The sequence below is a fragment of the Sphingobium sp. IP1 genome, from assembly GCF_002708645.1.
Lineage (GTDB): Bacteria > Pseudomonadota > Alphaproteobacteria > Sphingomonadales > Sphingomonadaceae > Sphingobium > Sphingobium yanoikuyae.
Window position 1 is genome coordinate 24,752 of record NZ_NOIW01000058.1, and the last position, 12,076, is coordinate 36,827.

A 12,076-nucleotide genomic window follows, 5' to 3' on the forward strand; every position below is an offset into this window, starting at 1 on the left:
GGACCGGCGCGCAAATTGCGGGCCGGTCCCTTCCTTTTCTGTCGTTGGGTCTAGGCAGCTATCACGCGGCGCTTGCGCCTGATCGGCACGTCCGGTTCTTGATCGCTCGCTAGGAAGACATGCGTCGGCACGCGATGCCCACTCTGCGGGTTGAACAGTTCATAGAGGTTCGCCTGAATGCCCGACCCTTCGCAAAGGATCGCCTCAGCCGGCAACAGCAAGGCAACCTCGCGATTGCGCTTGAAGGCCGCGCTCTTCCCCCGTCCATAAATGCCGTATTTGATACACGGCACGCCCCTTTGTGCGGCCCATGCTTCGGCTATGGCATCGACCCCTCCATTCTGGCCGGTCGTGACCAATATCATGTTGGGGATGCGCGCCCTGATCTGATCCAGTCGGTTCCAGATGATACGCGAATCGTGCCAAATTCGCGGCCCTGAGACGACGACGATGGGGCCTTGCGGGTCGTAGCGCTCCCGCCGCTTTTCCGCCCGGACGCGCAGGAAGTCGAGCGCGGAAATCTGGCTAGCGGTGGTCACTTGGGAGGCCCGCGATCCCCGCGCCGGGGACCATGGGCGGCCTGAACAGGTGCGATACATGGCGGCGGCATAGTCCCGCATCGCCTCGATGGCTTCGCGTTGTTCGGTCACTGACTGGCATTCAAGCTGGTTGTCCTCCAGTTCCTTCATGAAGACTTCGCCCGGCTCCAACCGCCGCGCCATATCGCGGATATTGTCGGCAAGCTGATCCTCGCGCCGTTCGAGTTTTCCGGCGACGAAATGCAGCGAATTGACCATGCCCCATGCGACTTCGGGGGCCAGCGGTTCAAGGCGGGTGTCGGTGAACAGGTCGAAAATCGACGCGATGATGCCGCCGCATTCCGCCTGCGCCGCGATGGGTTCGGGCATGTCGAGTTCTGCGGGTTCCTCGCCGCGTTCCATGATCGTAAGCGGAATGGGGTCGCCGAACGATGCCAGAAAATCGGGCGTGGCGATGAGTTCTGCATAGAGTTCCGGCAGGTCGGCAAAGCTGCTAACGCTCCGGTAGGCCGTTGGCTTGCTCATGGGATCGCTCCTGTTGAGAGGATGACGGTTCAGGGCCGGGACAGCGTGACGGCGCTTCCCGGCCCGTCTTGGCTGCCGTTAGAAAGGCACCTCATCGTCAAGGTCGCGAGCGCCGCCGCCGGTATATTCGCCGCCTGCGCCTGCGGTGCTGCCGCCCGCAAAGCCGCCGCCCTGCCGTCCTCCGAAACCGCCAGCACCTCCGCTTTGGCGCTGGCCTCCGCCCGACCGTCCGCCAAAGCCGCCGCCTTGCGCGTCGCGGTCACGCTCGCGCCGCCATTGGACGTCGAAGCCTTTGCGTTCATCCCCGAAAAGGGCGATCGGCAGCGGCTCGCGGAAGCTCGGATCGTCGATCATGCCGGAGAGAAACGTTTCCTCACTGCGGTTCATCTTGCGTTCCCAGACCGCGCCGATCTGGATTTCATCGCCTGCGCGGTTCGTCTCGAAAATCTCATAGAGCGGGGCGGCGTCACTCTGTCGATCTGTGACCTTGCGCATGATGAGATAAGGAAAATGCAGTTCGCGCGTGGCGATCTTGCCGACAATATCGTTGATGCGTTCATCAAACTTGAAACTACCGATCTTCATGACTTCATCCTTTCATCCAAAATGCGGCTTGGGTTTCCTTCCCTCTCCGCATTTTTAACTTACCCCCTTCCCTCCATTGCTTCTATCTCATTGATTTATTGACAGATTTCCCATCGTACCTGGTGAGCCCGAGCACAAAGACCGCCGCATAGCGGCCAAAATGACGCACCGGCCGCCTGCGGCCGGTTCCTTATCGACGGAGAGGGAGCGTGGGCCGGCTGACAAGTCATCGCACCCGGAGCCGCCCTCGCAGGTCCGAAGGCGCAGGACCGGGCTCTTGGCCACAACAGGCACGGGAGGCGCTTAGCGTAGCCTGGCGAAAAGGGGCCGGCGCCGCGGCTGAAACGGACAAACGCCGCCGGCCCCTTTTCGCCTGGCGGAGCTTGGCGCCGACGCAACTCGTTGTGGCCGAAACCGGTTCTGCAACGCGCGGAACCTGCGAGGGCGGCGAAGGGGGTGATGTTTGGCGGCCGGCTCCACGAACCATATCGCGCAAAGCGCGATTCCTTAGGCGAAGCCTGAATGGCGCAGGCCGCGCACCGGATAATGACGTCAGCGGCAGAAGGCCGACCTCCCCACCATCCCCGCGGAAGGGATCGTTACGGCGTCAGCCGCCAAGACCCCGAAGGGGGCTTGGTCGGAGCGGAGCGGAGATAGAGCCTGGTGCCCGGCGAAGGCGGGCATCCGTCCACCCGCCGGAAGCAATTACCTTTCCTACCGATCTGACGGAGGAGGTTTACGATCCCTTGGCTACCCATAGCGGACAGGCGCAACCGCTCTCCAGGGCACGATGCCAGGGTGATCGATCAGACCGGCGCAGGCCCGATCCAGAGCAATTCGAGCAGGCTTGCACCACGCTGCCAGGCCTCGATCTGCACAGGCTGGTCCTGATGGGCGCGCAAATCCTCGGTCGTCTCGAGCCGCCAGACGGGGCCGTCGTCGACCTCAAGCCATGGCCCGCGTTCCCCGAACCGGAGGATCCCCCGCAGACGAAGCGGCGCCTTGCTGTCGGTCACAGCGACGCTCCTCCGATATTCACCGAAGGCATTTCGGAGATGCGAAGAGCAGCGGGAAAGAGTGAAGAAATCGAGGCGCACATAGAGCGGCCCATGACACAGCCCAAAGGGGGATTGCAATCTTGTTCATTTTATGTTCCTTCTCCAGCTGAAGGAAACTGCCATGATCCGTGCCTATCTTGCCTCTTATGATTTCAACCTGCCGCTCAACGATGCGACGGTCGATCCAGACCTGCCGCTGGTGCGCCGCAGGCTGGCAAGCCTTGCTTCGAGCGAAGGTCTGGATGGCGGTTTCTATGAGGCCCAGGAACTGGCCGAAGCCTTTCTCGATGCCGCGCGCGAGGCCAATGCCGAGGTCATGAATGACGACAGCCCGGCACGCAACAAGCTACGGGACATCCTTGAGCGCGACCTCGACTATCAGCGCGAGCTGCTCGAGGAGGTGTGCGAGCTTCCGCTGGCCGACGCTGCGGCGCATCTGTGCTGGCTTGCCGATCTGATGAAGCAGCGGGCCGACATGGCGCGCCCGATCGCGGAAATTCTCCGCAAATAATCGAGACCCGGGCAAGGGGAAGGCAGGCGCAAGATGTGCCGCCCTCCCCTCGATCAAGCAGGTCAGGCGTTGCCCCCCAAGCTATGCTGGGATCGGACATGCCGGGCCTCATGGGGGCCGAGCGTGGCGAGAAGAATGCGCTCCGCCGCATCCACCTCCTCGACGCTGGTGAAGGCCTCGATGGTATAGGCGCCGCGCGCGAAATCGTCATTGGGAGAAGGCACCATCAAGGTATAGGCCTGCGGCCAGCAGCATAGCTGGAGCCATGGCCAGTCGGGTGCGGGCGGCGCGTAGCGCGCGAAGACGATCTCCTCCACGCGCAGCGCTGAGGGGCGTCGATCGAGAAGCGAGGGCGGGACCAACGAAGCGCGGCGCTCAAAAAGATAGGCCTCAATTTCGTGCGCCTCTGCGACCGTTTCGAGGATCACAGGATAGAAGCGATCGAGCGCCAGCCCTTCCCCCGCGACGCTGGGAGGAATGTCGATCAGGAGAATATCGGGGAGCGTGGGGAGCGGCCGCCGATAGTAAATTCTTCTGGCAGCGAGTTCATCGATAAGGCGCATCGGCATCCAATAAGTGGAACCTGCGTCGGCCGGTCAAGGAGAGTTGTCGCCGGATTGGCGAGACATGTTCAGGCGGCGAGCGGTGATGACAGCGGCACCGCGAAATATTGCTTGCCTCAACCATTGCTGCCGACGGGAGGCCACGGCATGGTCCGGCGCATGACTGACCCCTTCGATCCAGACTATTTCATCATTGTCGCCGATGTCCACATCATCGGCATCGAACCCCGGGTCAGCCGCGTTCTCGAACTGCCGGTCAAACTCAACTTCGCCCAATTCCACGACGTGCTCCAGTCAGCCTTTGGCTGGACCGACAGCCATCTTCACCAGTTCCATGTTGGCGGCCTCACCATTGGTGCACCGGAGTTCAACGAAGATTCCTTTTACGGGCGTCGCACGTTCGAGGCATCCGAGATCCGACTCCAGGATCTGACATTTCCCTACGAGGCCGACCCGACACTCACCATTGTCTACGAGTATGATTTTGGGGATTGCTGGCGTCACCTGATCAGCCTTAGCCGTCAGCCGCGCGAAGAGGGTGCCACATACCCGCGCTGCGTGGCGGGCACGCGCTCCGGCCCGCCGGAAGACGTCGGGGGTTACTCCGGCTATGCCGACTTCCTGGAGGCGTGGATGGACCCGGCCCATGACGATCACAAGGACATGCGCCGATGGGCCGGCCGGAAATTCGACCCCGAATTTTTCGACCTCGACGCCACAAACAAGGCTATCGCGCGTGTTCTGCGAACATCGAAGGGGGATTATAGACTCAGGCGCGCCCGATCGTCTTGACTGTGAACGCCGACGAAGTCAGTCCTTTCGGCGCGCCTGGCGCATGGATTCCACCGCAGCAGTGGTATCAGCCCGCTTTTGCGCTGCCTTGTAGACGGCGTTTCGGTCACGTCTACCTACAGCCACAACGATCACAATCACCTCGGCGTCATGCACTTCATAGACAAGACGGTAGCCGACACCGCGCAGCTTGATCTTGTAGCGATCCTTGCCCCCCGACAGGCGACCGGAAGGGACGTGAGGCGCCGTAAGGCGTTCACCCAGCTTCTTTTTAAACTGCTCTCGCGTTTGCGAGTCCAGCTTGCGCCATTCTTTCAGTGCCGACTCAAGAAAGCCCAACTCATAGGTCATCGAGGGCAATCTTGACGATGGTCTCACCCACACGCGCATCCGCGATAGCGTTCAGTTCGACATCTTCCAGACGATCCATCAGCGCCTCAAATGCCTTCGCGGGCACGCAGTAGAAAGCAGGCTCATTGCGATTGAGAATAGCGACCGGGAAGCCCTCGCCCGCAGCGACGGTTCCCATCGGATTGCGCTTCAGCTCCGAAACGCTGGCGGTTGTTTCCGCAAGAACAATATTTGTCATCTCGATCACCAAAATCCATTAATAGAACTTTTAATAGCACTTTTAACAGTACGTTTCCAGCCCCCCCTTAAAAGACACGTTACATTTCCATCCTTCAAAAGCCCGAGGTCCACGTCGGGACGTAGAGGAGGCACCAGTGCAGCGCCCCCAGTGCTCTGCGCTGGGTTTCGATCTGTCCATAAACAGAGCAACCTTTCGCAGCACCGGCTCGAACCCATTGACCGTCACACCGGCGCTAAGCCGCGGTTGCGCTAGACGTCCTCATAATCGATCGAGAGCGCGTCAGCGATCTTCTGGATTTCAGCGTGGCAGACCGGATCAGCGACAGATCGCGTCGACGCGGCTTGAAGGACGTCGCCGGAAACGCGGTCGCCAAAGAGCAGCAGGGCGAACTCGGGACCATATTGATAGGAAATATAGTAGAGTCCCTGCGCCGACGGGCAGGTCGTATGGATGCGCTCTGCCCAACTGCGCGCGATCGGATAGGTACTTCTGGGACCGGCCAGGAGACCGTTACCGCTGATACCGATCTTGCGCTGACCTGTGGCAGTGATGCTGACAAGCTTCAGATCCTGTGTCGTGCGCACCTCGCTATGGGCGTGCAACCGATAGTCAGCAGGATAGACGATGTCAGGCGGCGCGATCGAGGTTCGGACGCGCGGCGGCGTGTCCGGGCAACGCAGGATGATCTCGCAGGTGGCGCACTCGAACGATTGCGCCGCATAGATGGTGGGGATGATCGCGCCGCCTGCATCGCGAATCGGCGAGAAGCGGGCGCTCCCCTTGTCGCTGTCGTTGAACTGCGTCGCCCCGAAGACCTTGGGGTGAATGCGATGCAACGGCGTCCCCGCCTTCAGTAGATGATAGTCCTCCTTCCCGACCTTCATCGTGGTGGGATTAGGAACCTTGATACTGAAGCGCATCAGCCGTGAGCCGCAGGCTCGATTTCCCGCTCGAAGGCGGCGATGACGGCCTCTGGATCACTGCCGAGCGCGGCGCCTGGCGTGTCGTCGAAATCGAGATGCTCCCGCGTCAACCAGTGCAGCAGCCGGAAATCGCTCCAATCAGCGGGCTTCGCCGCGATGATATGGCTCATTGCAGGATAGATGCGTCGGCCTTCGACATCGAATTGCAGCAGCGGGTAGACGGCGCGACCGTCCACGGTGAAGCGCAGCAACTCGTGCCGGTCTTCCTTGCGCTTCATGGTCGCCGATGGATTCGCCCCCGAAAGACCCAGCAGTTCGCAGGCTTCGGCCTGTTCGGCCATTTGGGTGCCGGCGAGAATACGCTCCTGAAGCCGGGCACGGTTGAGCGCAGCCTTGAGCGGCGCATCATCGGCCTTCGCCAGATTTTCCCGCAGCATCACGCGATATTCCGAGATCAACTTGTCGAACTCACCGGCGAAGGCGTCGCTCAGATAGCGCTCGGCAACTTTCTCGAATGCCACGGCAAGCAGTTTGGCCGCATTGTCGGTCGCCTTGGTGCCAGCCGCCTTCGCGGTTGTCTGCGGACCCAATGACGCCAGCGCGTGCTTCAAAAATTCGAGATTGCCCTCGCCTCCCATCGAGAGGTCGACCAGGACGCGCCCATCCGCGACCGCCGAGGCGGCAAGCCCAGAAGAAGCATAAAATGGGCGGCCTTTCCCACGGCCGCGCCGATTCGCGCCGGAACCAGCTTGCTTGTCTATTGCGGAAGCGGCTACCATCAGCTTCATCCTAGTTTCGCTACTCAGTGAGAAATATATAGCGATTATAGCAGGGGTGTTCCAGTGGGAATAATCCGGTGCTGGAAGGCGGCTGGTCAACGAGATATCGGGCGGACGTCAGCCGAAGCGACGGCCATCTTCGGTGAAGCTGTATCTATTGGCGCGAATGGCCTCATCGACCTGCTCATCGGCCGTTATGAAATCATATTCCGCTTCCAGCTGGCGGTAGAGCCAGCGAGCCAGATCGCGAAGCGCGTCGATCACGGCCTCCTCGTCCGCGTTGCTCATATCCTGACCGGTCGCACTTTCCCGGCGGGCCGCGATCTGCATGCTATATTCATGGCAGTATCGACCGGCATGGCGGATCTCAGCGCTGATCTGGTAGAAATTTCGTCGCTGGACGTCGAGAAGGCGGGTAGCGATGGCATGGAGGCCGGCGTCCTGCGGCGCATGGGCGCGCATTCGCCCTACGCTGTCACGCGCGAAGCGATACCCGCCCTCATAGCAGGCCCCGTCGCCCTGGCTCGAAAAGCCCGAGAAATAGATTTTCGGCTCAGCTCGATATCCCCCGCCCATGAGACGCACGGACTGGGTCCACAGCGAGACCCCGAGGATTTCGCAGACAGTCACGAAATCTGCGAACGGGAACTCGTGCCAATCCTCATCGGTCGCATTGCGCCGATACCAGTCGCGCGCTCGATCTCGGGCTGATGCGTCCAGTTCGTCGAGTTGATAAACCGTCGTCTCGATAATCTGGGACATGATCTGCCTCCTCGCCTTCAGGCCGCACGGCGATCGCAGCCCTGGAAAAGGCCAAGATCACTCGCCATCAAAGTGTCGATATCAGGGGCGAGGCAGTCGAAGCTGCCATTGAGATCGAGGACCATGACACGGTAGGTCGCGTCCGCAGCCTCATGATCCAGCTCGTAGGTCAGAGGCGGCAATTGCGACGTCATCTCGGGGTAGATGGCGCGAATGATCAGCGCCTCGATCCTTTTTGCAACGCATGCGAGCCGCGCGGCATCGCCGCAGGCAATGGCAAGGTGACGCTCGAACCAGGCGTCCGGTGCGATGACATCGGACAATCGGGTCGACGCGATGCGCTGCTCGCCGATCGGCGCCCGGATTACAACGCATCGCGCTCGCCGAGCGGCAGCAACGTCATCAAGCGGCACGAGAGCGCGATATTGGTAGATCGGCTGCGGACCAGCAAGACGGGTTCTGGACACGATGACGTCCATGGCAAAATCCTTTGATTGGAGGAGGCCTGGCCGAGAAGCGGCCGAATGCACCGCTCAAGTTCGGCGCCACCAAATGCCTCTCCCTCCCCTCCCCAGTCGCCAGATCGACTGGCGGGCGGCGATCGGCGGCGAGGCGAAGCCCATGCAATCTGCGTCAAGGGCGGAGGAGCCATAGGCAAGCCGCTGCCGAAATCAGCCGGAGCCTCGACCCCAGTTCACCCAGGAGGATCGCTGCTTCAGTCTCGCGGCAGCGGGATCGGGACGGCCTGTCCGCTGGCGAGGTTGAGAAAGGCGCCGGCATGGCCGATCGAACCACGGCCAAGAAGGTCAAACAGCAATGCAAGAGCGTGGCTCGCCACGACGCGATTGACGAAGAGAGATTGGCGTTCGAGCGCCTCGGCGACCGAGCAGGATGGGGTGTCGTCCGCGACCGCGCCCTCGTCGACAAGCTCCGGGAAATATTCGAGGACCGTCGGAAGACGCCTGCGATCATCGTCGGTGCCGCGAGCCGGACAGCCGATCAGATATTGTCCATCGGTCGCCCGATTGCCGAGATCGAGCCAATAGGCTGGCATGGCGCTGAGTCCGCCTAGCGCCGCGCCCAGTGCCCGGCGGGCCGCAGCCGTGTCGACACAGCTGATGAGGATATCTGCGCTGTCGAGGCTGATCGCACCGGGGGCGCGACCATGGACCGCCTTCCAGGCGAGCCCGTGCGCCAGATTGATCCGTTCGGTCAGCGTGCGCGCTTTCGCGTTTCCGATGTCACACCGATAGAAAGGCTGGCGGCCAAGATTTGCCTCGGTGACGATATCATCATCGACTACGGTGACGGCGAGCGAGCGGGAGGAAATCGCGCGGAGCGCCGTATCGAGCGAGGCAAGGCCCATCAGCATCTGCGCCCCATTCCCGCCACAGCCGACCAGCACGATCCTGATCGCGCGATTATGGAAGGTGGCAGGAAGATAGTGGCGTTCCAAGGTGTCAGGCTGCATCGGACCCTCCAGAAAATGGGCTTCGCGGCAAAGGCAGGAACATGCCCCCAGCGCAAAGACGCGATGCCATGACGGGACGGTCCAGTTGGTCCAGGCGACCGAATACGAGCGCTATTTTCGTCGCATGGGCATCGTCGGCATCATCGGTGGCGCTGAAATATGCCACACCGCGTCCGTGGCTATGGATGTCGCAGACCATGTGCCAGTCGGGCGGCAAGGTCGGGGTGCGGTAGACAAGGCGTGAAGGCGTCGCATCCTCGATGACGGGAAAATTCACCGCGAACTCTCCCGTCTTTTCGTTCCAGACGATGAAGGCGGCAGCCTCGTTCGGGAGCGCAGCGCGGAAATGATCGAGAACCGACATTAGGTACACGCGCGGAATGAACCCACAGCGCAGGTCCGCCTTGGGATTGCCGATGCTGCCATAGGGGAGATAGGCGGCAATCGGCAGCGCCACGCGGACCTCGAGCGTAAGCCACGGCCTGCGCAGGACAAGCATCACGCCATCGCGGCCCACGGCCAGGCCGTGACCGGCACGGGCCGTCCGGAGCGCATCGAGACCCGGCGATCGCCCCTGGGGTGGGACCGGGTAGCAGGGCATGGCGGCGAGTACCGCAGCCGAGGTCGGATCATCGGCGAGCATGGTCATGACCCAGCGCTCATCGCGATGAGCCTGCCTATGGTCATCGTGGTGGCCGCTTGCGTGCCCGCCGGTCGCCGGGCCTGAGACCGATTGGTCGCACCGAACGGTTTGAGGCGCCTCACCGGGAAATGGCGCTCGCCCTGCGCTGCGAGATCGTCCCACAGCCGGACAAGCCCGCCCTTCCCTCTGACCGTCAGTTCCTGGCCCGGATTTGGGTGCGTCGACCAGGAGTCGAAGACCGCGCTCTCATATTCAGGAATGGACGCTATGCTGAGCGCTTTAGGCTTGGGGATATTGCCCCAGCAAAGGCCGCCATTGATAAAGACGTTCAGAATAGGCGAGTGCAGCAGTTCCGTATCGGCGGTAGGGCGCGCGTTTGCGGGAAGAGCATAAACGCCGAGCCCGGATCTGGTGGCGACCAACAGATGGGCGGGATATGGGACCGGCACGGTCGTTCGTGCAGAGAGAAGCCGCAGACCAGTCGGTGGAGAGGACAGCGCGAAATAGGCAGGGCGCACGCGCGCCGGAACCCACCAGGCGATCATGTCGGGATGCGCGACCAGGACATTGTCGGGCAGGATCTCGGGCACGACGGTCCGTCCCAGCGCCTGCGTCCATTGACGCAGGTGCGCGCGCGACAGCGGGACGCCAGCGGCGATTGTCGGCTGGCCTTCACCATCATGCTTGATGCTATGGATGCTGGCGAAAGCGGGCGCAGCTTCGCGGTTCGCATAGGTCCGCAGGTTACGGGGCGGTTCGTTCCGATAAAGCAGGATGGCGCTGGTCAGTACCAGGCCGCCGCCACTGGCCTCAAAATAGCTGCTATGGTCGGACATGACGGCCTCCCGATTTGGTTGGATCGAACTGGATCAGGTCCTGGACACAAGCCAGGAATTGGGCGCCGAGGCGCAGCGAGGTGAACCAGTCGTCAATCTGGCTCGCATCCGACAGCGGACAAAGGCCGGCGATGTCCATGAAGCCCATTTCCATGCCGTGCCGGGCCACTTCGTCCAGCTCGCGCGTGAAATGCCCGAAGGGAACGAGCGTCAAGGGCGGCAGGGACGAGCACTCCTCGATGCCGGGGATGTAGTCGCAGACGATTTCGTAGTCGAACGTCCAGGCATTTCGCTCTGGATCTATTTCCGCAAGGGCCTGGTATGCGCGATCGAGAGCGTTGAGCTTGCCGCGAAGAGCGGCCGGCAACCGTCTGCGCGGCGCCGCATTGGCCGCGATCATCCAGTCAGGCCGCCGGGCGTTCAATTCTGACGGTAGCGTCATTTCGTCGAGCTCCTCGGCATCGACGCCATAATGGTAGATCAGGCTTTGGCGAGCCGGCTCGTCCTCGGTCTCGCCGTCCCAATAATACATAGAGATCTGGTTGAAGAGGTCGTCATAGCCGAAGATAGGCAGCACTCTCCCCAGCTTCTCTTCGAGCGCCCTGTAGGCTGTCGCCCGCCAGGATGTCGGGGCGTTGCTGGCCTCGATCCAACCAAGGTCGATTTGCCCCAGGCTCTCGCAGATGATGGCGATCGCGGGTGAAGCTTCCTCCTCGCTGCCAAGGACGGCGATCCGTAGATCGACACAATCGATGGAGGACAGGATTTCCATCACGGCTGCATCGAAGACCCGCTCGATATGTCTACGAGCCGCTGCGCGGGTGAATGCCCTGGCAGTCTCTTCGCGTTCGGCGACCCAGCGGCCGATCAGCTTGTGATGCGATGCAAGCGGCTGATCGAAGATCGTGGGAATATCGGCCGAGAGCGCGACGGCCCGTCCGGCAAGGTCAACCGAGGGGAGGAAGGCGCAGACCTGCGGGGGGCGCAAGGGCTTCGCGGGCTTCGTTCGAGCCCTCGTTCGGGCCGAGCGCAATCCCCGCGTGGAGTGTCTGGGCCTGGGCGCTGCTGGCAGGCAGGGCGGAGCAGGTCGTGTCGCCATCGTCAGCCTCGATCCATTCGCGAAGGGGTTTGCGGTTAGCGGCTACAAGGGCTGGCCGGTTCTCTCGCGCCATGGTCAGCCCTTGGTGCCGACGGCGCGCCGATACTCGGTGACGTGAACGCCGCCCACGACGCCGCCATCGACCATCTCGGCGTTCAGAATCGCCGGGTAAAGGGTTGCGTGATAGGCGCGCAGCGCGGCGCGGTCCTCGGCAAGATGCGGCGGAACCGGAAGGTCGATACCGTCATATCGGTAGGCGCGGGTAAGCTGGTTGATCTGCATGATGAACCTCGTCTGATAGGGTGATGGGGTCAGTGCCGGCTGTCACCAGAGGCTGGCGGGCTCATCGGGTTTGGCGCTGGCGGGCGGGCTGCTTTGGGCAGGGGCAGGTGCGACGG

At 62.1% G+C, this 12,076-nt stretch carries 17 protein-coding genes; 2 read left to right on the forward strand and 15 right to left on the reverse strand.

All coding sequences use genetic code 11. The features are described 5' to 3' along the window. Positions 1-50: 50 nt before the first annotated feature. From CG471_RS18620 to CG471_RS18630, 3 genes are all read right to left on the reverse strand, one after another. On the reverse strand, positions 51-1,064 hold the full coding sequence (locus tag CG471_RS18620; RefSeq protein WP_099232920.1) for a DUF2493 domain-containing protein: 1,014 nt from the start codon (positions 1,062-1,064) through the stop codon (positions 51-53). A gap of 78 nt (positions 1,065-1,142) precedes the next feature. Continuing rightward, on the reverse strand, positions 1,143-1,649 hold the full coding sequence (locus tag CG471_RS18625) for a DUF736 domain-containing protein (RefSeq protein WP_099232922.1): 507 nt from the start codon (positions 1,647-1,649) through the stop codon (positions 1,143-1,145). 806 nt (positions 1,650-2,455) lie between these two features. Further along, a complete protein-coding gene (locus CG471_RS18630) occupies positions 2,456-2,665 on the reverse strand; it encodes a DUF5818 domain-containing protein (protein ID WP_099232924.1) in 210 nt (69 codons plus the stop codon). Between the two features lie 163 nt (positions 2,666-2,828). On the opposite strand from CG471_RS18630, the gene CG471_RS18635 reads away from it, so the two are divergent. Beyond that, positions 2,829-3,218 (forward strand): hypothetical protein, encoded by a 390-nt coding sequence (locus CG471_RS18635; RefSeq protein WP_099232947.1) that lies wholly within the window; start codon positions 2,829-2,831, stop codon positions 3,216-3,218. Between the two features lie 62 nt (positions 3,219-3,280). Here CG471_RS18635 and CG471_RS18640 read toward each other — a convergent pair whose 3' ends face one another. Further along, the gene (locus CG471_RS18640; RefSeq protein WP_099232926.1) at positions 3,281-3,781 is read right to left on the reverse strand and encodes a hypothetical protein; all 501 of its coding nucleotides are present in this window, start codon (positions 3,779-3,781) and stop codon (positions 3,281-3,283) included. A gap of 54 nt (positions 3,782-3,835) precedes the next feature. Between CG471_RS18640 and CG471_RS18645 the strand changes: the two genes are divergently transcribed. Then, the gene (locus CG471_RS18645; RefSeq protein WP_257211596.1) at positions 3,836-4,573 is read left to right on the forward strand and encodes a plasmid pRiA4b ORF-3 family protein; all 738 of its coding nucleotides are present in this window, start codon (positions 3,836-3,838) and stop codon (positions 4,571-4,573) included. A gap of 18 nt (positions 4,574-4,591) precedes the next feature. On the opposite strand, the gene CG471_RS18650 is transcribed toward CG471_RS18645, so the two are convergent. From CG471_RS18650 to CG471_RS18700, 11 genes are all read right to left on the reverse strand, one after another. Then, entirely contained in the window at positions 4,592-4,924 is a 333-nt protein-coding gene (locus CG471_RS18650; protein WP_099232930.1) for a type II toxin-antitoxin system RelE/ParE family toxin, read from the reverse strand. Beyond that, positions 4,914-5,162, reverse strand: a complete 249-nt coding sequence (locus CG471_RS18655) for a type II toxin-antitoxin system Phd/YefM family antitoxin (RefSeq protein WP_099232949.1) — start codon at positions 5,160-5,162, stop codon at positions 4,914-4,916. Before CG471_RS18655 ends, CG471_RS18650 begins: the two co-directional genes overlap by 11 nt. 251 nt (positions 5,163-5,413) lie before the next feature. Further along, positions 5,414-6,085: an RES family NAD+ phosphorylase gene (locus tag CG471_RS18660; protein ID WP_099232932.1), complete on the reverse strand. Its 672-nt coding sequence runs from the start codon at positions 6,083-6,085 to the stop codon at positions 5,414-5,416. Further along, a complete protein-coding gene (locus tag CG471_RS18665; RefSeq protein WP_257211597.1) occupies positions 6,085-6,876 on the reverse strand; it encodes a hypothetical protein in 792 nt (263 codons plus the stop codon). Before CG471_RS18665 ends, CG471_RS18660 begins: the two co-directional genes overlap by 1 nt. A gap of 108 nt (positions 6,877-6,984) precedes the next feature. Then, entirely contained in the window at positions 6,985-7,629 is a 645-nt protein-coding gene (locus tag CG471_RS18670) for an antitoxin of toxin-antitoxin stability system (RefSeq protein ID WP_099232934.1), read from the reverse strand. Positions 7,630-7,646: 17 nt separating this feature from the next. After that, positions 7,647-8,108 (reverse strand): hypothetical protein, encoded by a 462-nt coding sequence (locus tag CG471_RS18675; protein ID WP_099232935.1) that lies wholly within the window; start codon positions 8,106-8,108, stop codon positions 7,647-7,649. A 236-nt stretch (positions 8,109-8,344) separates the two neighbouring features. Then, on the reverse strand, positions 8,345-9,100 hold the full coding sequence (locus CG471_RS18680) for a PRTRC system ThiF family protein (protein WP_099232937.1): 756 nt from the start codon (positions 9,098-9,100) through the stop codon (positions 8,345-8,347). Continuing rightward, entirely contained in the window at positions 9,090-9,749 is a 660-nt protein-coding gene (locus CG471_RS18685; RefSeq protein ID WP_257211598.1) for a PRTRC system protein A, read from the reverse strand. The genes CG471_RS18680 and CG471_RS18685 overlap by 11 nt, the downstream gene beginning before the upstream one ends. Beyond that, entirely contained in the window at positions 9,746-10,579 is an 834-nt protein-coding gene (locus CG471_RS18690) for a PRTRC system protein B (RefSeq protein ID WP_099232939.1), read from the reverse strand. Before CG471_RS18690 ends, CG471_RS18685 begins: the two co-directional genes overlap by 4 nt. Continuing rightward, on the reverse strand, positions 10,566-11,567 hold the full coding sequence (locus CG471_RS18695; protein ID WP_257211599.1) for a hypothetical protein: 1,002 nt from the start codon (positions 11,565-11,567) through the stop codon (positions 10,566-10,568). Before CG471_RS18695 ends, CG471_RS18690 begins: the two co-directional genes overlap by 14 nt. Before the next feature lie 186 nt (positions 11,568-11,753). Further along, positions 11,754-11,960, reverse strand: coding sequence for a PRTRC system protein C (locus CG471_RS18700; protein WP_099232943.1), 207 nt, complete (start codon positions 11,958-11,960; stop codon positions 11,754-11,756). Between the last annotated feature and the right edge of the window lie 116 nt (positions 11,961-12,076).